The organism is Salinicola halophilus, from assembly GCF_003206155.1.
In the GTDB taxonomy this organism is placed as follows: Bacteria; Pseudomonadota; Gammaproteobacteria; order Pseudomonadales; family Halomonadaceae; genus Salinicola; species Salinicola halophilus.
On the sequence record NZ_PZJV01000001.1, the window covers coordinates 803,833 to 827,611 of the forward strand.

At 65.2% G+C, this 23,779-nt stretch carries 22 protein-coding genes; 3 read left to right on the forward strand and 19 right to left on the reverse strand.

Translation table 11 applies throughout. From position 1 onward, the window contains the following. On the reverse strand, positions 1-1,449 hold the full coding sequence (gene leuC, locus DOM33_RS03585) for a 3-isopropylmalate dehydratase large subunit (RefSeq protein WP_110665874.1): 1,449 nt from the start codon (positions 1,447-1,449) through the stop codon (positions 1-3). Between the two features lie 323 nt (positions 1,450-1,772). Here leuC and DOM33_RS03590 point away from each other — a divergent pair, with 323 nt between their 5' ends. Further along, positions 1,773-2,654, forward strand: a complete 882-nt coding sequence (locus tag DOM33_RS03590; RefSeq protein ID WP_110665876.1) for a LysR family transcriptional regulator — start codon at positions 1,773-1,775, stop codon at positions 2,652-2,654. A 197-nt stretch (positions 2,655-2,851) separates the two neighbouring features. On the opposite strand, the gene aroC is transcribed toward DOM33_RS03590, so the two are convergent. Together aroC and prmB are read right to left on the reverse strand one after the other, a co-directional pair. After that, complete coding sequence (gene aroC / locus DOM33_RS03595; protein WP_110665878.1) at positions 2,852-3,943, reverse strand: chorismate synthase; 1,092 nt, start codon at positions 3,941-3,943, stop codon at positions 2,852-2,854. Positions 3,944-4,030: 87 nt separating this feature from the next. Continuing rightward, positions 4,031-4,981, reverse strand: coding sequence for a 50S ribosomal protein L3 N(5)-glutamine methyltransferase (gene prmB / locus DOM33_RS03600; protein WP_110665880.1), 951 nt, complete (start codon positions 4,979-4,981; stop codon positions 4,031-4,033). Positions 4,982-5,271: 290 nt separating this feature from the next. Between prmB and DOM33_RS03605 the strand changes: the two genes are divergently transcribed. Next, the gene (locus DOM33_RS03605) at positions 5,272-5,850 is read left to right on the forward strand and encodes a Smr/MutS family protein (protein ID WP_110665882.1); all 579 of its coding nucleotides are present in this window, start codon (positions 5,272-5,274) and stop codon (positions 5,848-5,850) included. 66 nt (positions 5,851-5,916) lie between these two features. Here the strand turns inward: DOM33_RS03605 and DOM33_RS03610 are convergent, their stop codons facing one another. Both DOM33_RS03610 and DOM33_RS03615 read right to left on the reverse strand, forming a co-directional pair. Further along, on the reverse strand, positions 5,917-6,786 hold the full coding sequence (locus tag DOM33_RS03610; RefSeq protein WP_110665884.1) for an alpha/beta fold hydrolase: 870 nt from the start codon (positions 6,784-6,786) through the stop codon (positions 5,917-5,919). Then, a complete protein-coding gene (locus DOM33_RS03615) occupies positions 6,776-7,576 on the reverse strand; it encodes an alpha/beta hydrolase (protein ID WP_110665886.1) in 801 nt (266 codons plus the stop codon). Before DOM33_RS03615 ends, DOM33_RS03610 begins: the two co-directional genes overlap by 11 nt. 249 nt (positions 7,577-7,825) lie before the next feature. Here DOM33_RS03615 and DOM33_RS03620 point away from each other — a divergent pair, with 249 nt between their 5' ends. Further along, on the forward strand, positions 7,826-8,773 hold the full coding sequence (locus DOM33_RS03620; protein ID WP_110665889.1) for an AEC family transporter: 948 nt from the start codon (positions 7,826-7,828) through the stop codon (positions 8,771-8,773). A gap of 43 nt (positions 8,774-8,816) precedes the next feature. Here DOM33_RS03620 and DOM33_RS03625 read toward each other — a convergent pair whose 3' ends face one another. The 14 genes from DOM33_RS03625 to DOM33_RS03690 form a co-directional block, all read right to left on the reverse strand. Next, positions 8,817-9,521 (reverse strand): FadR/GntR family transcriptional regulator, encoded by a 705-nt coding sequence (locus DOM33_RS03625; RefSeq protein WP_239495249.1) that lies wholly within the window; start codon positions 9,519-9,521, stop codon positions 8,817-8,819. A gap of 134 nt (positions 9,522-9,655) precedes the next feature. Next, complete coding sequence (locus tag DOM33_RS03630; RefSeq protein ID WP_110665891.1) at positions 9,656-10,456, reverse strand: NAD-dependent epimerase/dehydratase family protein; 801 nt, start codon at positions 10,454-10,456, stop codon at positions 9,656-9,658. A gap of 51 nt (positions 10,457-10,507) precedes the next feature. Continuing rightward, positions 10,508-11,791 (reverse strand): TRAP transporter large permease, encoded by a 1,284-nt coding sequence (locus DOM33_RS03635; RefSeq protein ID WP_110665892.1) that lies wholly within the window; start codon positions 11,789-11,791, stop codon positions 10,508-10,510. A gap of 2 nt (positions 11,792-11,793) precedes the next feature. Next, positions 11,794-12,330 (reverse strand): TRAP transporter small permease, encoded by a 537-nt coding sequence (locus tag DOM33_RS03640; RefSeq protein ID WP_239495250.1) that lies wholly within the window; start codon positions 12,328-12,330, stop codon positions 11,794-11,796. A 64-nt stretch (positions 12,331-12,394) separates the two neighbouring features. Beyond that, the gene (locus tag DOM33_RS03645; protein WP_110665896.1) at positions 12,395-13,417 is read right to left on the reverse strand and encodes a TRAP transporter substrate-binding protein; all 1,023 of its coding nucleotides are present in this window, start codon (positions 13,415-13,417) and stop codon (positions 12,395-12,397) included. A 228-nt stretch (positions 13,418-13,645) separates the two neighbouring features. Next, positions 13,646-15,121, reverse strand: coding sequence for a tripartite tricarboxylate transporter permease (locus tag DOM33_RS03650; protein WP_110665898.1), 1,476 nt, complete (start codon positions 15,119-15,121; stop codon positions 13,646-13,648). A 14-nt stretch (positions 15,122-15,135) separates the two neighbouring features. Further along, positions 15,136-15,615, reverse strand: a complete 480-nt coding sequence (locus tag DOM33_RS03655) for a tripartite tricarboxylate transporter TctB family protein (protein ID WP_110665900.1) — start codon at positions 15,613-15,615, stop codon at positions 15,136-15,138. Positions 15,616-15,630: 15 nt separating this feature from the next. Then, a complete protein-coding gene (locus tag DOM33_RS03660) occupies positions 15,631-16,590 on the reverse strand; it encodes a Bug family tripartite tricarboxylate transporter substrate binding protein (RefSeq protein WP_110665902.1) in 960 nt (319 codons plus the stop codon). A 206-nt stretch (positions 16,591-16,796) separates the two neighbouring features. Next, positions 16,797-18,125 (reverse strand): enolase C-terminal domain-like protein, encoded by a 1,329-nt coding sequence (locus tag DOM33_RS03665; protein ID WP_110665904.1) that lies wholly within the window; start codon positions 18,123-18,125, stop codon positions 16,797-16,799. 36 nt (positions 18,126-18,161) lie between these two features. Beyond that, on the reverse strand, positions 18,162-19,292 hold the full coding sequence (locus tag DOM33_RS03670; protein WP_110665906.1) for an L-talarate/galactarate dehydratase: 1,131 nt from the start codon (positions 19,290-19,292) through the stop codon (positions 18,162-18,164). Positions 19,293-19,535: 243 nt separating this feature from the next. Beyond that, positions 19,536-20,567, reverse strand: a complete 1,032-nt coding sequence (locus DOM33_RS03675; protein ID WP_204352598.1) for a LacI family DNA-binding transcriptional regulator — start codon at positions 20,565-20,567, stop codon at positions 19,536-19,538. Beyond that, positions 20,564-21,058 (reverse strand): phosphohistidine phosphatase SixA, encoded by a 495-nt coding sequence (gene sixA, locus DOM33_RS03680; protein ID WP_110665908.1) that lies wholly within the window; start codon positions 21,056-21,058, stop codon positions 20,564-20,566. The genes DOM33_RS03675 and sixA overlap by 4 nt, the downstream gene beginning before the upstream one ends. Next, a complete protein-coding gene (locus tag DOM33_RS03685) occupies positions 21,055-22,143 on the reverse strand; it encodes an NAD(P)H-dependent glycerol-3-phosphate dehydrogenase (protein ID WP_239495251.1) in 1,089 nt (362 codons plus the stop codon). The genes sixA and DOM33_RS03685 overlap by 4 nt, the downstream gene beginning before the upstream one ends. A gap of 189 nt (positions 22,144-22,332) precedes the next feature. Next, positions 22,333-23,775 (reverse strand): NAD(P)(+) transhydrogenase (Re/Si-specific) subunit beta, encoded by a 1,443-nt coding sequence (locus DOM33_RS03690; protein ID WP_110665912.1) that lies wholly within the window; start codon positions 23,773-23,775, stop codon positions 22,333-22,335. Positions 23,776-23,779: the final 4 nt, after the last annotated feature.

Below are 23,779 nucleotides of genomic sequence, written 5' to 3' on the forward strand. Positions count from 1 at the left end.
TCAGGCGCTCAGCGCATCGCTCGGGGCGTAGTCGTAGTCACGCACGTCGACGAAGTGACCCTCGATGGCCGCGGCCGCGGCCATCGCCGGGCTCACCAGGTGCGTGCGTCCGCCATAACCCTGCCGACCTTCGAAGTTACGATTCGACGTGGAGGCGCAGCGCTCGCCGGCGCCCAGCTTGTCGGCGTTCATCGCCAGACACATCGAGCAGCCCGGCTCGCGCCATTCGAAGCCGGCTTCGATGAAGATCTTGTCGAGCCCTTCGGCCTCGGCGAGGCGCTTCACCAGCCCCGAGCCCGGCACCACCATGGCGAGCTGGATGCCGTCGGCAACCTTGCGCCCACGGGCAACCTTGGCCGCTTCGCGCAGATCCTCGATGCGCGAGTTAGTGCAGGAGCCGATGAAGATCTTGTCGAGGGTGATGTCGGTGATCTTCTGCCCGGCCTCGAGGCCCATGTACTCCAGTGCGCGGGTCATGCCGCGGCCGACCGTCTCGTCCTCGGCAGCGGCCGGGTCCGGCACGTTGGCGGAGACGTTGACCACCATCTCCGGACTGGTACCCCAGGTCACCTGCGGTTCGATGTCGGCGGCGTCGAGCTCGACCACCTTGTCGAAGGGCGCATCGGCATCGGAGACCAGCTCACGCCACGCCTCTACCGCCGCCGGCCACTGCGCGTCGCTCGGCGCGTAGGGACGGCCGCGCAGGTACTCGATGGTGTTGTCGTCCACTGCCACCAGGCCGACGCGGGCGCCGGCCTCGATCGCCATGTTGCAGATGGTCATGCGTCCCTCCATGGAGAGATCGCGAATCGCGCTGCCGGCGAACTCGATGGCGTAGCCGGTGCCGCCGGCGGTGCCGATACGCCCGATCACCGCCAGCACGATGTCCTTGGCCGTGACGCCGAGGCCGAGCTCACCCTCGACGCGCACCTGCATGTTCTTCATCTTCTGCGCGATCAGGCACTGGGTCGCCAGCACGTGCTCGACCTCGGAGGTGCCGATACCGTGAGAAAGCGCGGCGAAGGCGCCATGGGTGGCGGTGTGGGAGTCGCCGCAGACGACGGTCATCCCGGGCAGCGTGGCGCCCTGCTCCGGGCCGACCACATGGACGATGCCCTGACGTTCGTCGTTGATGCGAAACTCTTCGATATCGAAGCTTTCGCAGTTCGAGTCCAAGGTCTCGACCTGAATCCGCGAGACGTCGTCGAGAATGCCGGCATTGCCCGCCGAGCGCTCCTTGAGCGTGGTGGGCACGTTGTGATCCGGCGTTGCCAGGTTGGCATCACGCCGCCACGGCTTGCGCCCGGCCAGCCGCAGCCCCTCGAAGGCCTGCGGCGAGGTGACTTCGTGCAGCAGGTGGCGATCGATATAGATCAGTGCCGAGCCGTCGTCGCGGCTGGTCACCAGGTGCTGCGTCCACAGCTTGTCGTAAAGGGTCTGGCCTGCCATCGGTTCTCTCCTCCGTCGCTCACCGTCTGCGCGGCGTCGTCGACCGGGTTCTCGAGGGAAGGCGTCAGCGCGACGCCTCCCGTAGTCGGCGCGTTCACTGGCGCGCTCGGAATCGTGAAGCCAGCTTACGGTTTTCGCTTCCATAAAGACAATTCATCTTTATCATGCTTTGGATTCCATAAAGGAATTCATAAGCGGAACTCGAGAGCCCAGGTCGATAGCCGAAGGCGAAAATCGGGGTCAAAAACGCAATCCGAGAGCGGCAATCGCGACGCGCCCCGCGTCAGGCATGTCGCGCTCGACCGGCGCACAGGGAAACGCCCATGGATACCCAGAGCCTTCAGGCCTTCATTGCGGTAGCGGATCTCAAGTCGTTCTCGCTCGCCGGCGAGCAGCTTCACCTGACCCAGCCGGCGATCAGTAAGCGCATCGCCACGCTGGAGTCGCAGACCGGGGCCAAGCTCTTCGATCGGATCAACCGCCGCGTCGGGCTCACCGAGGCGGGCCGGCTACTGCTACCCCGGGCACGCCAGATTCTGCAGCTGGTCGAGGATAGCCGGCGCCAGCTCACCAATCTGAGCGGCGAGGTGCGCGGCAGCCTGACGCTGGCCACCAGTCACCACGTCGGGCTGCACCGGCTGCCGCCGGTGCTCAAGGCGTTCACGCAGGCGTATCCCGAGGTCGATCTCAATCTGCGCTTTCTCGACTCCGAGCAGGCCTATCACGGGGTGCTCTCCGGGGAGATCGAACTCGCGGTGGTGACCCTCTCCCCGCAGCCGAACCCGCAGGTCGAGTCGATTCCGGTATGGGTCGACCGCCTGCGTTTCGTCTGCGCCCCGGAGCATCCGCTCGCCGGGCGCGGCCCGCTCGAGCTCGTCGACCTGGTGGGTCATCCGGCGGTACTGCCGGGGCCGCTCACCTTCACACGGGACATCGTCGTCGACGCCTTCGACCGGGCGGGGCTCGCCGTCGACGTGGCGCTGTCGACCAACTACCTGGAGACGCTCAAGATGATGGCGAGCATCGGGCTGGGCTGGAGCGTGCTGCCGGAGAGCATGATCGATGCCGACGTCGTGACTCTCGAGGTCGTTCACCCGCCCATCGAACGTCGACTGGGCTACCTCGTGCATACCGAGCGCACGCTCTCCAACGCCGGACGCGCGATGATCGCCGAGCTGGAAGCGGCGCGGGTGTCGCTCGACTGAGCGCGTCCGCGTCGCCAGCCCCGCTGCCCCGTCGTTAACGACGAAAGGCCCCTCTCGGAGCCCTTCGTCGGTACGCGCAACACGGATTCGGCCGATTCGCCTCGACGCTGGTTCGCCTCGACGCTGAGTCGCCTCGACGCTGGTTCGCCTCAACGCTGAGTCGCCTCAACGCTGAGTCGCCTCAACGCTGAGTCGCCTCAACGCTGGCCGAGTTGGGGCGTATCGACGTGAACGTCGGCGTTCTGGCCCCGATGGCGCAGCCAGTGATCCATCAGCGTGAGTGCCATCATTGCCTCGGCGATGGGCGTAGCGCGAATCCCGACGCAGGGGTCGTGGCGGCCCTTGGTGACGACTTCCGTCGCTTGACCGTCGACGTCGATGGAGCGCCCGGGCTGGGTAATGCTCGAGGTCGGCTTGAGTGCCAGCCGGGCGACGATCGGCTGGCCGCTGGAGAGCCCGCCCAGTACGCCGCCGGCATGGTTGGAGAGAAAGCCCTCTGGCGTCATCTCGTCGCGATGCTCGCTGCCGCGCTGGGAGACCGTGGCGAAGCCGTCGCCGATCTCCACGCCCTTGACCGCGTTGATGCCCATCAGACCGTGGGCCAGATCCGCGTCGAGGCGATCGAACACCGGCTCGCCGAGCCCCACCGGTACCCCCTCGGCGACCACGGTGATCCTGGCGCCAACGCTATCCTGGTCGCGACGCAGCTGATCCATGTACGCCTCGAGTTCGGGCAGCTTCTCCGGGTCCGGGCAGAAGAAGGGATTGTCGTCGACGCCCTCCCAGCTCTTGAAGTCGATCTCGATCGGACCGAGCTGGCTCATGTAGCCGCGCACGCTCACCCCCCGGGCGGCCAGCCACGCCTTGGCGATGGCGCCGGCGGCCACGCGCATGGCCGTTTCGCGGGCGCTGGAGCGCCCACCGCCGCGGTAGTCGCGAACGCCGTACTTGTGATGGTAGGTGTAGTCTGCGTGCGCCGGGCGGAACTGATCCTTGATCTTCGAGTAGTCCTTGGAGCGCTGATCGGTGTTCTCGATCAGCAGCCCGATCGGTGTGCCGGTGGTTCGGCCCTCGAAGACGCCGGAGAGAATGCGCACCGTGTCCGGCTCGCGGCGCTGGGTGGTGTGCCGCGACGACCCCGGGCGGCGGCGGTCGAGATCACGCTGCAGGATCGTCTCGTCCAACGCCAGCCCCGGCGGGCAGCCATCGACGATGGCGCCGAGCGCCGGGCCGTGGCTCTCGCCGAACGTCGTGACGGTGAACAGCTTGCCGAAGGTGTTGCCGGACATGCGCGATCCTCGATGAGTGAAGTGACTGTCGGCCGCGCGTGAGCGGCCGTTCGATGCGTCGAATGCGTGGGTGGCAAGCGCCGGGCGTCAGACCGGCTCGGCGGCGAAGGTGTCGGCATGCAAGTCGAGCGCCTCGGCGCTGAGAGCGAAGACGCCCTCGCCGCCGCGTTCGAACTCCAGCCACAGGAATTCGACCTCGGGAAAGGCGGCCTCGAGATGGCGCTGGGAGTTACCCACCTCGACGATCAGCACGCCGCCGTCGTTGAGATAGGCGCGCGCCTCGCGCAGGATCCGCCGCACGATGTCCAGGCCATCGCTGCCGGCGCCGAGGGCCAGGTCCGGCTCGTGGCGATACTCTGCCGGCATCGCGGCGAGATCCCGCCGGTCGACGTAGGGCGGGTTGCTGACGATCAGGTCGTAGCGCTGCCCGGCCACCCCTGCGAAGAGATCGGAGGTCACGGCACGGACCCGTTGACCGACGTCGTGACGCACGATATTGGCCTTGGCGACGTCGAGCGCTTCCACGCTCAAATCGACCAGATCCACTTCGGCGGTGGGTAGATAGAGGGCGGTGGCGATGCCGATACACCCCGAGCCGGTGCAGAGATCGAGCACGCGGGCCGGCGGCATCTCGAACCACGGCTCGAAACCCTGCTCGATCAGCTCAGCGATGGGTGAGCGCGGGATGAGTACGCGCTCGTCGACCTCGAACGGGAAGCCTGCGAAGAACGCTTCGCCGAGCAGATACGGCAGCGGCAGACGGGATCCGGCACGCTTTTTCACCAGCGAGACGATGCGTTGGCGCTCGCTGATCAACAGCCGCGCGTCGAGTATCGCCGGATCGCTGTCCCACGGCAGGTGCAGCGCGCCGAGTACCAGCGCCACCGCCTCGTCCCAGGCGCTGTCGGTGCCATGGCCGAAATGCAGACGATGCGCGTGAAACTCGCTGGTGGTCCAGCGCAGACAGTCGCGGATGCTGATCAGATCGGCGGCTAGGGCATCGTCACTGAGCGAAAGGCTCGACGGCATCGAAGGCATAGGGACACGGCTCACGGGCAAAAAACGGAGCACGATTGTACCTGCATGTGTACCGACATGGCACCGGGGCGCCGTCGCCTGCGACCGATGACGCTGGTGACCGTCGAGGACGAGGCAAATCCGCTCCGAACCGATTACCCTAGGCGCTCGCGACGTCGAGACGCGCCATGATGGTTCGATAGGACGGCGCGACAGGACGGCGAGATGAAAACAAGACCGTGGCGGGTCTCGCCGACCGGCCCACGGATACGTTTCGAGCAACTCATACGGCAGGCAAGAGGCAGGCGGCGATGACCCAGTTTTCCGACGACGATGACGACCACAACGCCTTTCGTCAGGCGCTGGAAGCCGCCGGCGTGCGCAAGCTGAAGACCAACCGCGCCGACGTCGGCCGCCCTCGAAAGACGCCGCCTGACGCCGCGGCGCGACGGAAAGCGGCGACGCAGGCGCCGACCGCCGCGCGCTCGCGGCTCTCCGACGGCGGGGTCGAGGCCGTCACGCCGCACCAGCGGCTCGAGTTCGCGATCCCCGATCTGCCCGCGCGCACCTTCGCCAAGCTCAAGCGCGGTCAGACCGGCTGGGCCGGCGGCCTCGATCTGCACGGCTATACCGTCGACGAGGCGCGGCTGGAGCTGGAAACCTTCATCGACGACGCCATTGCCAACCGCCTGCGCTGCGTGCTGGTGGTTCACGGCAAGGCACGCGGCGCGCGCGGCAGCGGCGTCGACTATCCGGTGATCAAGAGCCACGTCAACGCCTGGCTTCGGCACTGGTCCCACGTCATGGCCTTCTGCTCGGCAAGTGAGATCGACGGCGGCACCGGCGCGGTCTATGTGCTGCTGCGCACTCGCGACCTCGACGACCGCTGAGATCGATCGCAGGCCCACGAGACGTGCACCCCATCGACCCTCTCGACGCCGCGCTACGTCCGCGCGCTAGGCGCGTCGCGACCAGGCGACGATCGCCTCGACCACCGCCGCCACCTGAAGTCGCTCCAGATGCAGGTGGTGACCGCCGCCGAGCACACGACGAGCCAGCCGCGGCATTCGCTGTCGCGCCGTCGCGACCAGCGCCCGTTCTCCCAGCACGCCCTGAGTCGCCTGCACCAGCAGTGCGGGGGCCGTCACTCGCTCGACGGCCTCCAGTGCCTGCGCGGGCGTCAGCCGCGATAACGATGGCCAGACGAGTCGGCGGTCGGTGCGCCAGTACCAGCGCCCATCACTGCCGCGGGCCAGGTTACGCTCGACGATGGGTTTCACCGTATCGCCATCCAACCTTGTCACGCCACCGCGAACGCGGGCCGCGACGGCCGCATCGAGACTCTCGAAGCCGCGACTGGCGCTCTGCCCCCGGCGCCGCGCCTGCAGCGCCAGGCGCAGCTGCTCTACGCTCTCCTCGGCCTCGACGGTGGTACCGACCAGCCCGTCGATCAGCACCAGCCGCTCGACCCGTTCCGGTAGCGCCGCGGCGAGCAGTGTCGCGATGCTGGCGCCGAGCGAATGCCCGAGCAGCGTCACCGCAGTCGAGTCCGGCGTCAGCGCCTCCAGCGCCTCGACCACGTCCGGCAGGTAGCCGAGCAGCGGATAGTCCGCGCCTTCGCCGCGGTGCGCGGAATGGCCGTGGCCCGGCAGATCCAGCGCGACCAGCCGAACGTCGAGTTCACGGACCAGCAGCGGCGCCAACCGGCTGAAGCTCGCCGCATTGTCGAGCCAGCCATGTAGCGCCAGCCACAGCGGCGCATCGGACCGCCCCCAACTGAGCGCCGCGTAGCGCCCGTCGTTCAGCGTTAGCGTCTCAGCCGACATTCGACGTCGCCTCGAGCGAATTCAGCGCCGCCCAAATCCCCTCGCGCGTGGCTTCGGGGTGCTCGAACGGGAACATGTGGCCGCCCGGCACCTCGCGTACGCCGATGCCAAGCCCCTCGAGGGCGCGGCGTCTGGGTGGGGTGAGCAGCGCCGAGCGGTCGCCGGCAAGCACGATCAAGGGCACCTCCAGGCGTTTGAGTACGCCTCCGAGGTGGTCCGGCAGGTTGCGGAACACGGCCGCTTCCGCCCTCGGCGTGAAACGCAGCCGCACGGCCCCCGCCGCTGCCGGCTCGGTGGCGCCGGTGACGTAATCCGCCATCGCCTCGTCGGTGAAGTCACGAAAGAGCGCCCGGCGGCGCAGCGAGCGGCGCATGACCTCACCGCTCGGCCACTGTTCGCGGCGCCGGAGTGCTTTTCTCGCCGGCGTCATGCGGTCGACGAAGCCCGTCATCTTGGCAAGCTTGAGCGCGAGTGCGTCCCGCCCCAGCAGCAGCGGCGGGTCGAGCGCCACGACGGCGCGCAACCGCGACGGCGCTCGCGCCGCCGCCATGATCGACAGCACCCCGCCCATGGAGTGGCCGACGGCCACGAACGGCCCCGGCACGTCTCGGGTCTTGTCGAGATATTCATCGCAGAGCGAGGACCAGTTGCGGTCGATGGGAAAGTCGGCATCGTGCGCCAGACGATCCAGCGGGTGCAGCAAGAACGTCTCGGCGAGCGGGCCGAGCAGGGTTTGGTAGCTCGCGCCGGTAAAACCGTTGGCGTGGGCGAAGACCAGAGATGGACGCATCGGTAGGCAGATTCCCGTAAACTGTCGCCTTTCGTCGAATACCCCACCGGCCCGACGTCTCACCAGGACGCCCCTTTCGTCTCACCGACGGACCCGGGCCAAGGGTATCCACTCGCTAGCTGATTGAAGGATTGTACCGTGCCTCGCCAAGGTTCCCATCGCGATACGCGCCTACGTAACCGCCTTTTCTGGACCGTCATCGTCGTCGCGCTCGCCGTCGGCTTCTGGTTCGTGGGAGCAGACTGATTCATGGGGCTGCTCGCCGCGTTCACGCACACCCTCGAAATCACCCTGCCCGTTTTTCTGATGGTCTTTCTCGGGCTCGGCCTGAAGCGCATCGGCTGGATCGATTCGCACTTCATCACCACCGCCTCGATGCTGGTGTTCAAGGTAACCATGCCGGCGCTGCTCTTTCTGAGCATCGTCAACGCCGATCTCGAACGCGCCCTGCAGCCCACGCTGATCGGCTATTTTCTCGGCTACACCGTAGTCAGCTTCTTCCTCGCCTGGGGCTGGGCGATCTGGCGCCATCCCCGCGTGGAGCGCGGCATCTTCACTCAGGGCGCGTTTCGAGCCAACAACGGCATCGTCGGGCTGGCGCTGGCCGCCAGCCAGTACGGCGAATACGGCCTGTCGGTGGGCGGCATCTTCGCCGGCGCGGTGATCGTGATCTACAACGTGCTCTCGGTCATCGTGCTGTCGATCTACAGCGAGAAGGCGGCGACGGACATGCGCTCGCTGCTGCGCAATCTCGCCAAGAACCCGCTGATCCTGAGCGTAGTGTTCGCGATTCCGGTGGCGCTATTCGATATCGATCTGCCGGGCTGGCTGAGAACCTCCGGCGGCTACCTCGGGGCGATGTCGCTCCCGCTGGGTCTGATCTGTATCGGCGGGACGCTATCGATCTCGGCGTTCAAGCGCAGCAGCACCATCGCGCTCGATGCGAGCCTGTGGAAACTGGTGTGGGTACCGCTTTTCGGCGTGCTCGGTGCACTCGTCGTGGGCATCCGCGGCCCGGCGCTGGGGGTACTGCTGCTGTTTCTCGGCTCGCCGGGGGCGGCCGCGAGCTTCGTCATGGCCAAAGCGTTTCATGCCAACGACAAGCTCGCGGCCAACATCATCGTGATCACCACCTTTGGTTCGATGCTCACGCTGAGCCTGGGGATGATCGCACTCAAGTGGCTGGGCCTGAACTGATTCCCGCTCGGCGCCACCAGTCAGGTGAGGTCCTGCGCGGACGCTACTGATACCCCGAATAGTTGTCGTAAGCGCGCTTGAGGTGGCGATACATGGTGTCGTGGGCGGCCTCGCCGTCACCGGCGATGATCGCCGCCAGAATCTCGCCATGCTCCTGGGCGACCCGGGAGAGATAGGCATCGACCGCCGCGCTGTCGAGTTCCACCGCAAGCAGCTTGGCCCGCGGAATCGCGCCCTCGTGTAGCTGGTCATACAGAGCGACGAAGAACGGGTTGTGCGTGGCATCGACGATGGCGCGGTGAAAGACATAGTCTTCGTGCCGGGCCTGGCTATCCCCCTCGCAGGCGGCGCAGAACTCGGCGTGGGCGGCCTTCAGGGCCGCGACGTCCGCCGGGGTATGGCGCTTCGCCGCAAGCCCGGCGGCCTGGGAGTCGAGCGTCAGGCGCAGCTCCAGCACGTGAAGAATGTCCTCCACCGTGGTCGCATTGATCCGTTTTGCCGGAAACTGGCTTCCCGGCGAGGAGCGCAGTACCCGGGTGCCGATACCGCGTCGGGTCTCGACCAGGCCCATCGACTTGAGATGCGCGATCGCCTCGCGTACCGCGGTTCGACTGACCCCGAACATCTCGCAGAGCTGGCCTTCCGTCGGCAGCTTGTCACCGACGGCGATCTTGCCCTGGGTGATCAATGCCTCGAGCTGCTGGGCGATCTGCCGTGACAGGCTCTCCTGCATCGAAATGCGTTTCACGCTCCATGCCTGAATCGGCTCCATCGTATCGACTACCTCGCTGGCGATGCCGTGACACGTCGACTCGATTCCCGAGCCACGACAGATGTGACATGAGGCGGCCAAGCCTAACAGTTTGGCCGCCACCTGCAGCACTAGGCGTCGTCGGGATGGCCTATCGCCGTGAACTTGCCGCCCTGGAACACCACGGCGGGGTCGTTGGGATCGAGCGGCCCCGCTGCCGATTCGAGTGCTTCACGCCAAGGCGCAGAGCTCTGCGTCGGGCGCCAGCCGAGAAAGCCAGCATGGCGGTTGTCCCACCACACTTCGTCGTTGTCGGAGACGCCATAGATAACGGTATAACCCAGCTTGGGCGCCTGAAATCCGCGTTCCAGCAGGGCGACGAAGTCTTCAAGGCCCAGCCAGGTCGCGAGCATCCGGGTATCCTGCGGCTCGGGAAAGCAGGAACCGATGCGCACGCTCAGCGTTTCGACGCCAAACTTGTCGTAGTAGAGACTCGCCAGGTCTTCCCCGAAGCACTTGGAAACCCCGTAGAGCGAATCCGGCCGGCGCGGTACCTGCGTGTCGATACGGGTGGTGCGCGGATGGTAGCCAATGGTGTGATTGGAGCTGGCGAAGACGACGCGCGGCCTGCCTTCGTGCCGCGCCGCTTCGTACAGATTGTAGGCGCCGATGATGTTGGCCTGGAGGATGCCTTCCCAGGGCTTCTCGACCGAGATGCCACCGAGGTGCAGCACGCCGTCGCAGCCGGCGACCAGCCGGCGAACCGCCGCGGCATCGGAAAGCTCGCAGGGCACGATCTCTTCGTGGTCGGCCGCATCGCCGATATCGCTGATGTCCGACAGGCGCACCTGTCGCGCCAGCTTCGAGAGATGTGGGCGAATGGCGCGCCCGACGCCCCCCGCGGCGCCGGTGACCAGTAGTCGATTCAGCATTGCCTGCTCCTTTGAATGGTTGTCATGAAAGACCGTACGGCGCTCGCCGCGTCAGCTGCCGAGCCAGGTGGGCAGCGCCAGCGAGACCGCCGGTACGTAGGTGACCAGCATCAGCACCGCGAACAGCGCGATGTAGAACGGCCAGATCGTCTTCACCGTCTGCTCGATCTTGATGCCGCCGATGGCGCTGCCCACGAACAGGCAACCGCCGACCGGGGGCGTGCAGAGCCCGATCCCCAGATTCATCATCATCATGATGCCGAACTGCGTCGGGTCCAGGCCGAACTGCTGGGCGACCGGTAGGAAGATCGGCGTGCAGATCAGGATCAGCGGCGCCATGTCCATGATCATCCCCAGTCCGAGCAGCAGCAGATTGAGCATGAGCAGCACGACGATGGGATTGTCGGAGATGGACGTCAGTGCGTTCACCAGCAGCTCGGGCACGTTGTAGAGCGCCAGCAGGTAGGAGAACGCCGATGCGCAGCCGACCAGAATCATCACCAGCGCCGTCGTCTTGACCGACTGATAGACCGCCTTCTTGAACGGCTCCCAGCGTAGCTCGCGATAGACGAGCCCGGTGATGACGATGGCGTAGATCGCCCCGAAGGCACCGGACTCGGTTACGGTCAGAATGCCCGAGAGCACGCCGCCAACGATAATCACCGCCGTCAGCAGACCCGGCAGCGAGGCGAAGAAGCTGATGACCAGCGCCTCCCATCCCGGAAATGCCTCGCCGCCGTAGCCGCGCTTGACCGCCACCAGGTAGGCGGCGAGCGCGAGCGACAGACACATCAGGACTCCCGGAACGATGCCGGCGACGAAGAGCTGGGTGACCGAGATACCGCCGCCGGCGGCGACCGCGTAGAGAATCATGTTGTGGCTCGGCGGAATCACCACGCCGGCGATCGACGAGGTCACCGTGACGTTGACCGCGTAGTCGGTGTCGTAGCCCTTCTCCTTCATGACCGGAATCAGGATCGAACCGAGCGCCGAGGTGTCGGCCACGGCGGACCCTGAGATCCCGCCGAAGAGCATCGACGAGAAGACGTTGACCATCCCCAGGCCGCCACGAACTCGCCCCACCGCGGCGGAGGCAAACTTCACCAGACGCCGCGAGATACCGCCGTGCAGCATCAGCTCGCCGGCGAAGATGAAAAAGGGGATCGCCAGCAGCGAGAACACCGAAATGCCCGACACGATGCGCTGGAAGCCGACGAACAGCGGCAGCCCTTCGTAAAGAAACGTGACGATCGCCGCCAGACCCACGGCAAAGGCGATCGGCGCGCCGACGATCAATCCGAGTAGGAAGACGCCGAATAGAATGGCAAGGCCCATGATCAGTTCTCCGTGCGTCGTGTAACGGGTGTGCGTCGACTGGCGGTCAGGCGTTGAAAGGCGCTGGCGAGGGTGAACACCACCAGCAGGATCCCGCACGCCACCAAGGGCGCGGCGCGCCAGCTTTCGGACAGCCCGATCATCGGAATCGGCCGGCCGACGTTGTTCATCATCATCAGCCAACCCTGCCAGGCCATGATTCCGCCGAAGCCGAGCACGAACAGATCGGAGAGCGCATGCATGACGACGCGCAGCGCGGGCGGCGCCCCTTCACGCAGAAAGTCGATGCTCAAGTGCGAATTGAAACGCACCCCGGCTGCCGTGCCGAGGCAGGTGATATAGACCACGATCAGCAGCGAAGACTGCTCGATCCAGGTAGGCGTGTCGTTGAGGATGTAGCGGCCGAAGACCAGCCAGCCGAACGACAGAATCAGAAACACCAGTAAGATCCCGGCCACGATCAGACAGGCGCGGGCCAGCCAATCCAGCACCTCGTCCAAGCGGGTGCCGGTGACCGTCGAGTCAGTACTCTTGTTCACGATGCATTCCTGCGATGAACGATGAAGGGTCGACCGGCCCTAGGCAGGGCCGGCCGGGTCAGTCTCAGGGGGTATTGCGAATGTCGTCGATCAGGCTTTCCATTTCCGGGTGATCGTCGATGAAGGCCTGATAGATCGGCTCCATGCGATCCTGGAACGCCTGCTTGTCTTCGATGCCATTGATCTCGACACCCGCCGCCTCGACGACCTTGCGGCTCTCCTCGACTCGCTCGTCCCACAGCCGACGCTGCTCTTCGGCGGCACTCTGTGCCGCGGCACGCACGATCTCCTGGTCCTCGTCGGAGAGCGCATCCCAGCTGGAAGAGGCAACGCACAGGCACTCGGGGATGATCAGGTGCTCGGTCTCGGAGAAGTACTTGGCCACTTCGTAGTGGTTGCTGGATTCAAAGGAGGGGAAGTTGTTCTCAGCGCCGTCGATGACCCCCGTCTTGAGCGACTGGAACACCTCGCCGTAGGACATCGGGGTGGCGTTGCCGCCGAGCGCGTCGACCATCTGGACGTAGAGATCGTTGTTCATCACGCGAAGCTTGAGCCCCCGCACGTCGTCCGGCGTCTCGATCGGATGATCGGTGTCGTAGAAGCTGCGCGCACCGGAGCCAAACCAGGAGAGAACCACCAGATTCTGCTCCGCCAGCGCATCCGCGAAGCGCTCACCGATCTCGCCATCCATCACGCGATACATCTGATCGACGCCGTTGAACAGGAACGGCAGCGACAGCACGTCGGTCTCGGGCACGATCGGGCCCATCGGTCCCATGTTGAAGTTGCCGAAGTCCAGCGCCCCGTTACGGGTCTGGTCGATCGCATCCGGCTGATCGCCCAGCACGGCGTTGTTGTAGACCCGTGGCTCGACCCGCCCTTCGGTCTTCTCGGCGACCTCGTCGGCGAAGGATTTCAACGCCAGCGAATTGGGATAGCCGTCGGGATGGACGTTCCAGCCCCGCCAGGTGTCGGCCTGAGCCGCGAGACTGCTGCCGAGCAGCAGGCCGGCAGCGGCGAGCGAGACCCAGCGCGCGTTGACTGCAGTGTTGCCTTTCTTGTTGTCGAAAACGGAAACCTTGGACATGTGGCGCTCCTTGATGTTTGAGGACGCTTGCTTGTTATCGCGAGCAAGGTTGCCATACATCATATTTAGGACAACATTAGACTTTGGAGGGTCATGGCAGACCGAGTGGCCTGTAATCCGAGGGCTGCAGCCAAAGCCGGCAGCCGCGCCACACGGCGTGACGAACGAAAAAGCGACGCCCGTGGGCATCGCTTTCGACTCGAAGTGCATCCATCGACGGTCACCGCCTCACGGCTTCTTCAGCGCCGCCCTCAGCGAATAGATCAGGAAAACGGCCGCCAGCAGCAGTAACCCCAGGCTAATGGGACGCGTCACGAACGGCTCCCAATCGCCCCCGAAGGTCTGCAGCCCCCGCCGCAGGTTCGTCTCGGCCACCCCACCCAGAATGAGCCCGATCACCACCGGCGCGACGCCGAAGCCGAAGCGCGAGAACAGATAGCCCATCACGCCGATCCCCAGCATCAGATAGACGTCGAAGAGATCGCTATTGATGCTGTAAACGCCTACGGCGCAGAAGACGAAGATCAGCGGAATCAGATAGCTCTGCGGAATCTTCAGAATCTTGACGAACAGCCGAATGCCCAGCCACTGAATGAAGAACATGGCGACGTTCGCCAGTAGAAAGGCGGCGAAAATGCCGTAGATCAGGGCCGGCTGCGAATCGAACAGCGTCGGCCCGGGTTGGATGCCCTGGATCATCAGGCCGCCGACGAGAACCGCCGTGGCGCCCTCCCCCGGTATACCGAGCGTCAGCATCGGAATGAGCGCTCCGCCGACCATCGCATTGTTGGCCGACTCCGACGCCACCACCCCATCGGGGCAGCCCGAGCCGAAATCCTTGCGGTTCTTGGAGAAGCGTTTCGCTTGGTCATAGGCGAGGATCGACGCCACACTCCCCCCCGCTCCCGGCACCGCCCCGACGCCAACGCCGATCAGCGATGACGAGATAAGCAGCCGATAGCGAGAGAGCGTCTCTCTGACGCGCGGAAAAGCCCGCTCCAGACTCTGGCTGCTCTGCATGTCGCGCTTCGGGCCACGCATCTTCTCGACGTCGATCAGTAGCTGCGACACCGCGAAGATCCCCACGATGACCGCCAGGAGATTGACGCCGGTCAGCAGCGACATCTGGCCAAAGGTCAAACGCAGCACGCCGGTCACCTGGTCGGCACCGATGGTCGAGATCAGCATGCCAAAGAGCCCGACGATCAACCCCTTGATCACCGAGTTACCGGAAACCGAGACGATGATCATCAACCCCAGCACGCTGAGAGAGAAATACTCCGCCGGGCCGAACTTGAGCGCTACCGCGGCGATCAGCGGCGAGACGAGAATCAGAATGACGCCACTGATCAGCCCGCCGAATACCGACGCGGCGACGGAGAGCCCCAGCGCCTTGCCGGCTCGCCCGCCGCGGGCCATCGGGTAGGCATCGAACGTCGTGGCGATGGAGCCGGGTGTCCCCGGCATGTTGAGCAATATGGCGGGGACGGAGCCGCCGGCAACGGCACCGCAGAACGCGCCCAGCAGTAGCCCGATTCCCGAGATCGTATCGAGCCCATAGGTCAAAGGCAGCAACAGCGCGATCGCCATGGCCGCCGAGAGGCCGGGCAGTGCCCCGAGGATGATACCCAGGAACGTTCCGATGAGAATGGCAAGAAGCGATAGCGGGCCAAACTGGGCAAAGGCTTCGACGAGCGTCTGCATGGGTTATCTCCTTTTCAGAATCTGACGCGCAGGAACTCGACGAAGACGAGGTAGATGATCAACGCGGCGACGAGCGCGAAAACTGCAGATATTGCGACGACCTTGATGGCCGAACGCTGTGCGGTATGCTGGCGAAGCATCTGCAGATAGAGCGTCGTGACGAGCAGGAAAGCGACGGTGGAGAGTTCGAAGCCTACGTACGCGATACCCAGAACATAGAGCGTCGCGATGGCCAGAAAGCCAACGACGGCGAGGGCCGCCATGCCCTCGATTCGGGCGTGTGCGGATTCCTCCCGTCGACGCAGGCTCCAGCCGCACTTGACGGCATTGATCAGCGACAGCCCAGCTATGGCAAAAGCGATGACACTGGGAAACGTCGACGGCGCGATGGACCCGTTCGCCCCGCCACCGATCTGTGTCGCCATCGAGCCCAGGAACAGGCTCAATGCCACCAGACAAACGCTGAAGATCATCTCTTGAAAATAGCTGGACATCTCTCGCTCCTGGCCTCAGCCGTTATTGCCGACGGACTCGGCCACGGGAATGACCGTTTCGGAGAGGCTATCGACGTAGTCGTCGAAGGAGGGACCCGATTGGAAGTCGACTTCGAGACCGAGATCCTCGATGCGCTTGACGAAGCGCGGGTCTTCGGCGGCGACCTGCAGCGCTTCCACCCAGCGCGCTTTGGTGTCCTCGTCGAGCCCTGCCGGCGCCGCAACGCCACGCCAGTTGCTGATATCGACGTCGTAGCCCTTCTCCTTCATCGTCGGCACGTCCGGCAGCGCATCGCTACGCTCGCCGGACGTCACGAGAATCGGCGTGACGTCGCCTGACTCGAGCGCCCCCCTGAGATCCATGGGGTCCATGACCATGCCGTCGATATGCCCGCCCATGACTGCCGCCACCGCTTCCGGTGCCCCGGGATAGGAGACTTTCTGGTAGTCGACGCCGAGTTTCTGGGAAATGAGAACCGCCATGATGTTGGTCGACGATCCCGTACCCGCATAGGCGATGCGCAGGTCTTCGTTGTTCTCGTCTGCCAGGAAGGATTCGAGATCGTCGATATCCAGATCGCTGCTCAACGCCAGCACATAAGGCACCGAGTAGAGGCTCGCGAGATAGTCGAAATCCTTGTACTTCAGAGGCACGTTACCCAGCCCCTGCTGCGTAAATATCTTGTTGTCGATGGCAACGACCGTTTGCCCATCGGCCTTGGCATTGGCCGCTTTCATGAAGCCGATCGCCCCGCCACCGCCGGAGAGATATCGCGGCACGATGCTGACGTCGAGGTTGTCCTCGAGTGCCGGCTGCAGTGAACGAATGAGATAGTCGGAACCGCCACCGACCGAGGCCGGTGCAATGAAGTCGATGTCACCCTCGGGGAAATCGGCGACTGCCTGATTCATGCCAATGAATGGCACTGCGCCGACGAGTAGTGCGCCAATGATGCGAGATTTAATGATGGCCATTGTCTGCTCCGCCTCTAGTTATGTCTTACATCATACAAACTAAAGGATCACCGGCTTTTTTGAAGTCGACGTTGGTCGGATAAACCGGCAATGACGCGGATGAGAAAGGCGAAAAGGCGGGGATAGAAAGACAATTACCGTGACGCCGCCTCGCATTGTCGCAAGACGACGTCACGGCAATCGAAAGCCGCGTGTGCCGGCTAGGTTCAGCGCACCAGCGCAGGGCGCTTGGGATCGAAGGACCAGCCATCGACCAGATACTGCATCGCCATGGCGTCGTTGCGGCTACGTACGTCGAGGGACTTGTAGAGCGCGTGGGCCTTTTCGACCTGGGCCATGTCCAGCTTGACGCCGAGCCCCGGCGTTTGGGGCACGCTGAGCTTGCCGTCGCGAATCGGGTACGGCTGCTCGGTCAGGCGCTGACCGTCCTGCCAGATCCAGTGCGTGTCGATGGCGGTGATGTCGCCAGGGCACGCCGCGGCGACGTGGGTCATCATCGCGAGCGAGACGTCGAAGTGGTTGTTGGAGTGCGAGCCCCAGGTCATGCCCCACTCGTCGCAAAGCTCGCCCACCATGACCGCACCCTGCATGGTCCAGAAGTGACAGTCCGCCAGCGGGATGTCCACGGCGTTGAGCGCCACCGCGTACTGGAGCTGCTTGAAGTCGGTGGCGATCATGTTGGTAGCGGTCCGCAGACCGGTACGCTTCTTGAACTCGGCCATCGTCTCGCGTCCCGACCAGCTCTCCTCCTGACCGCAGGGGTCCTCGGCGTAGCTCAGGATATCCTTGATCGGTTCCAGCACCCGCACCGCTTCGTCGAGTTTCCAGGCGCCGTTGGGGTCGAGCGTCAGGCGGGCCTCGGGGAACGCTTCGTGCAGCGCACGGATGCAATCGGCCTCCTCTTCGCCACGCAGCACGCCGCCCTTCAGCTTGAAGTCCTTGAAGCCGTAGCGGTCGTAGGCGGCCTTGGCGAGATTGGCCACGGCGTCCGGCGTCAGCGCTTCGCGACGACGGACCTCGTCCCAGGCGTCGACCGGGTTCTCGGCCTTGGGATAGGGCAGATCGGTCTTCGCCGGATCGCCGAGCAAAAAGAGGTAGCCGAGTGCTTCGACTTCGTCACGCTGGCGACCGTAGCGGCCCAGCAGATCGGCGACCGGCTGGCCGAGCGCCTGCCCGTAGAGGTCGAAGAGCGCGGATTCGATCGCGGTGAGCACGTGAACCGCGACGCGCAGGTCGAACGTCTGGCGTCCCCGCTCCTCGCGGCCGTTGCTCGCCAGCAGCAGGCGCGAGCGATTGAGCGTCTGCTTGACCTCGTTGACCGGCGCGCCTTCGACGAGTGAACGGCACTGCTCGAGCCCCTTGATGATCCCCTCGCTGGAGGGAATCTCGCCGACGCCCTGATTCCCGGCATCGTCTTCAAGAATCAGCAGGCAGCGGATGAACCAGGGGGCGTGACCGCCGCTCAGATTGAGCAGAAAGCTGTCGTAGCCGGCCACCGGCATGACGGTCATCTTGGTGACTTTCGGAAAGCTCATGGCAAAGTCCTTGTCCGATCGAATGGGGGAACGAGTTCAGCCGCGCTGGCCGAATTCCGCGGAGTTGACGGTCCACTGACGTGCCTGCTCGGTCAGCGTGATGCCGAGGCCCGGGCGGTCCGGAACCAGCATGCGGCCGTCGCGGGTCTCGAGGCGCTCGTTGAACAGCGGCTCCAGCCAGTCGAAGTGCTCGACCCACGGCTCGGAGGGATAAGCGGCGGCCAGGTGCAGGTGAATCTCCATGGCGAAATGCGGCGCCAGCTGCAGGCCCGCGGCATCGGCCGCGGCGGCCAGCTTCAGGAACTGCGTGATACCGCCGATGCGCGGCGCGTCCGGCTGGATGATGTCGGCACTGCGGTGCTTGATCAGCTCCATGTGCTCGCCGACGCTCGCCAGCATCTCGCCGGTGGCGATGGGCGTGTCCAGCGCGGCGGCCAGGGCGGCGTGACCTTCGGCGTCGTAGGCATCCAGCGGCTCTTCGATCCAGACCAGGTTGTACGGCTCCATGGCGCGGCCGAAGCGCAGCGCGGTGGCCCGATCCCACTGCTGGTTCGCGTCGATCATCAGCGGTACGTCATCGCCGAGATGCTTGCGCACCGCGTCGACGCGAGCCAGATCGACCTTCATGTCCGGCTGACCGACCTTGATCTTCACGCCCTTGATGCCGTTCTCCAGCGAGCGGGTCGCGTTCTCCTTCACCTCTTCGATCGGCGTATGCAGAAAGCCGCCGGACGTGTTGTAGCACTGGACCGAGTCGCGATGAGCGCCGATCAGCTTGGCCAGCGGCAGCCCTGCCCGCTTGGCCTTGAGATCCCAGAGGCCGACGTCGACAGAGGCGATCGCTTGGGTCGAGACGCCGCTGCGGCCGACGGACGCACCGGCCCAGACCAGCTTCTGCCACAGCTTGGCGGTGTCATTGGGGTCTTCACCCAGAATGGCCGGCGCGATCTCGCAGGCGTGGGCGTACTGAGCATAGCCGCCGGCGCGCTTGGAGTAGCTGAAACCGATGCCCTTGTGGCCATCCTTGGTCTCGATCTCGGTGAACAGAAACGAGACTTCGGTCATCGGTTTCTGCCGGCCGGTAAGTACCTTGGCATCGCTGATCGGCGTCGCTAACGGCAACAGGACGTGGGAGAAACGGATCCAGCTGATGGCGTCGTTGTTCATGAATGTCCTCGTCTGATTCAAGCGCACGGGCAAATGCCTGCAAGCGATCGATCTTCAAAATGATTGCGCTATCATTCGGTGACCGCCGACGGCGTCTGAGAGCGATACTAGCCCGGTCGACTTGTATGACAAACAGACGAGACGCCGATTACGACGAAAGGATGAGAGCGGCGAGAGCCGGGATTCGCCGGGAATGGACGGTCGGGGCAGCCGGCGGGAAAGCGCGCAGCGCGGGTTCGTGGCTCAGGTCGTGTCGCGATCAATCAGCGTGAAGCCGACGTCGAGGATGTCACCGGAGCGCGAGAAGCCGCTTTGCCCCAGTCGTGAGAGCAGATGCGTTGCGGCGGCCCGACCGATGGCAGCGCCGTCGATGCGCACGGTGCTGAGTGCGGGAAAACTCGCCCCGGCATAGCTGCTGTCGCCGAATCCCATGATCGCCAGTTCATCAGGGATCGCGAGCCCGCGACTCTGGGCTTCCGCGATCACGCCGAGCGCGAGTATGTCGGAGCTGCAGACGATGGCATCGAGCGGCGCGCTGTCCAGCAGCTCGGCCCCCTTCTCTCGCCCCCAAGGCATGCTCGAGGGCGTACCGACTTCGCGGACGAGGCATTCGCTGCCGGCGATCTCACCGATGCCCGCCATGAAGCCTTCGACCCGCCGAGCCGCCCGCGAGTCGTCGGCGGTGATGACCCCGAACCGGCGATAGCCCCGTGCCAGCAGATGCTCGGCCACCGCTAACCCGACGGCGGGATGCGAAAAGCCGATCAGCATGTCGAGCGGGTCGTCGCTCATGTCCCAGATCTCGACCAGCGGTACCTGGGCGCGGGTCAGCCGCTCGCGGGTCAGTGGCGAATGTCGGCACCCGGTCAGCACGATGGCATCGGGGCGACGGCTGAGCACGGTCTCGATCACCGCCTCTTCCTGTGCCGGGGTGTACCCGACGAGGCCGAGCATCACCTGGTAGCCCCGGGGCGTGAGCTCCCCCATCACCGCCTGCACGACCTCGGCGAAGAGCGCATGTGCCACCGTGGGAACGAGCAACGCGACGAGCCCGCTGCGGCTGGTCGCCAAGGCACCGGCGACACGATTGGGCACGTAGCCGGTCTCGAGTACCGCCTTCTGTACTTTCTGGCGGGTGCTCTCGGTCACGAGCTCCGGGCGATTGAGCGCCCGAGATACTGTCATCGGCGCCACGCCGGCGACGCGGGCCACATCGGTCAGCCTCGCGCTACCGCTGGCGCGTCTGGGGCGGGTTCTGTCGTTGTCGTCACTCAAGGCGATGCGTCGTGTCTCGAAGCGGGGTCGTACGGCGGGCCGACGAAGGCGTTGAGCGTGGCACAGCCGGCAGCCCAGACGTCGGCGTCGAGCAGCGCCACACCCGCGGTGGGAAACGCGATTCCGCTCGAACGCCCCTCGACCAGACGCCCGGTAAGCTCGCCCACGAACGGCATGTGACTAATCAGGATCACGGGCTGAGCCGGCTCGTCGATGAGAAACCGTTCGACCAACGTCTGCGGGTCGTCTTCCGGGGTCAGCCCAGCGACCGTCTCGACCGTGACGCCGAGCGCCGCCGCGATAACGCCCGCCGTCTGCTGAGCGCGATGCAACGGGCTCGCCCAGACCCGGGCGCCAGCGAGTTCGGGGCGCTCGCCGATCCAGGCGGCTGCGCCACTCGCCTCGTCATGTCCGCGGGACGTCAGCGTGCGTTCGGCGTCGGGGGCGCCCGGTGCCGCTTCGCCGTGCCGCACGATCGCCAGATGTCTCATACCGCCTCCGGGCCCAGGCGATGGGCTTCGGAGACCGCCTCGCGGGAGAGCATGAACTCCACGTCGCTGCTCTGCTCGCTTTCCATCAGTGCCTTGGCCATGTCGCGTACCGGCACGTTCTCGAACATGACCTGGTTGAGGCCCTGCGCCAGCGGCATGTAGATGCCCTCGTCCCGGGCTTTCTCGCAGACCAGCTTGACCGTGTTCACCCCCTCGGCGACCTGGCCCAGCGCCTCGATCGCCTGATCCAGATCGCGCCCCTCGCCGAGGGCATAGCCGATGCGATAGTTACGCGAGAGCTCGGAGGAGCAGGTGACGATCAGATCGCCCACGCCGGAGAGCCCCAGAAAGGTCATCGGGTTGGCGCCGAGGGCCTCGGCAAAGCGCCCCATCTCCGCCAGCGCACGCGTCATCAGCATGGCACGGGTGTTCTCGCCCATCCCGAGCGCCGCCGCCATCCCCGAGGCGATGGCATAGATGTTCTTGAGCGAGCCGCCGAGCTCGGCGCCGTAGCGATCGTTACCCGCATAGACGCGGAAATAGCGACATCCGAGCGCCGCCTGCACGTAGGCCCGCGTCACCGGATCGCTGCTTGCGATCACGGTCGCGGTGAGCTGCTTCTGGGCGATCTCGGCGGCGAGGTTCGGCCCCGACAGCACGCCGATGTGCGACGAGCCGGTCTCCTCCTCGATCAGCTGGCTCATCAGCTTGAAGCCTTCGGCCTGAATGCCCTTGGTGGTGCTCACCAGAATCTGCTCGGGACGCAGATGGGCGCGGGCCTGTCGCAGCACGTCGCGAAATGCCTTGGAGGGAATGGCGATGAAGATCACGGCCGCACCGTCGATCGTCGCGGCCAGGTCCGTAGAGGCAACGACGCTCTCGTTGATCGGGTAGTCCGGCAGATAGCGGCCGTTGCGATGCTCCCGATTGATCTGATCGACCAGCGCTTCGTCGCGCAGCCACTGGCGAACCGTCGCGCCGTTGTCCGCGGCGATGCTGGCGATGGCGGTGCCGAAGCTGCCGCCGCCGAGAACGGCGACCTGCATCGCGCTATCGATGGAGTCCTGCGAACCTTGCTCTGACATTGTCTACCCGCGCTCAGTGAAGGATGTGCCCATTGTAGCGAAACATCGCGTTCGAGCATCGTCGATCCGCATCGCTCGTGAGCATCGTCGCGGTCGAGAATCGTCGATCGACCCGGGAACGAAAACACCCCGACGCGAGTGGGCGACGGGGTGTGCTGCTCGTGAGGGTGCCGGCGTTGCTTACGCTGGTCAGTCGATCATCGGCACCAGGGCGTCGATGCTGGACTTGGCGTCGCCGTAGAGCATGCGGGTGTTCTCCTTGAAGAACAGCGGATTCTCGATGCCCGAATATCCCGTGCCCTGCCCCCGCTTGCAGACGACGACCTGCTTGGCTTCCCATACCTTGAGCACCGGCATGCCGGCGATCGGGCTGCCCGGGTCCTCCTGGGCGGCGGGATTGACGATGTCGTTGGAGCCGATGACGATCACCACGTCGGTGCCGGCGAAGTCGTCGTTGATCTCGTCCATCTCCAGCACGATATCGTAGGGTACGCGCGCCTCGGCCAGCAGCACGTTCATGTGTCCCGGCAGTCGCCCGGCGACCGGATGGATGCCGAAGCGAACGTTCTTGCCGGCGCCACGCAGCTTGCGTACCAGGTCGCTCACCGCGCTCTGCGCCTGCGCCACCGCCATGCCGTAACCGGGCACGATGATCACGCTGTCGGCATCGTTGAGAGCGCTTGCGACACCGCCGGTATCGATCGCGACCTGTTCGCCCTCGATCGCCGCCGCTTCGCTCTGGGTCGTGCCGAACCCGCCGAGGATCACGCTGACGAACTGACGATTCATCGCCTTGCACATGATGTAGGAGAGAATCGCCCCGGAGGAGCCGACCAGCGCCCCGGTGACGATCAGCAGATCGCTTCCGAGCGTGAAGCCGATCGCCGCTGCCGCCCAGCCGGAGTAGCTGTTGAGCATGGAGACGACCACCGGCATGTCCGCCCCGCCGATGCCCATGATCAGATGCCAGCCGATGAAGAACGCAAGCCCCGCCAGCACTACCAGCGTCCACATGCCGGCGCCGTTGAAGTAGGCGACCGCGAGGATCAGACACGCAAGCGCGGCGCCGGCGTTGAGCGCATGACCGCCCGGCAGCTTGTGCGGCTTGCCGCCGATCTTGCCGGCGAGCTTGGCGAACGCCACCACCGAGCCGGTGAAGGTCACCGCGCCGATGAACACGCCGAGCACGACCTCGACCTGCAGAAACGTCAGCTCCAGCGGGGTCTTGGTCGCGAGCGTCGCGGCAAAGGCGGAGAGATCGTCGCGCATCACGCCGGCGCCCTGCATGCCTACCACTCGGGCGCGCTCCATCTCGGCGTTCCAGCCGATGAAGACTGCCGCCAGCCCGACGAAGCTGTGCAGCGCCGCCACCAGCTGCGGCATCTCCGTCATCTCGACGCGTCGCGCCAGCCAGGCGCCGATGACGCCACCGATCAGCATCATCGGCAGCAGCCAGCCGAAACCGCCGATCCGCGGCCCGAACATGGTGGAAACGACGGCGATGCCCATGCCGACGATGCCGTACCACACCGCCCGCTTGGCCTTCTCCTGATTGCTCAACCCGCCCAGCGACAGGATGAACAGGACACTCGCCGCGATCGCCGCGGCGGAAACGAACTCATGTTGCAACATCATT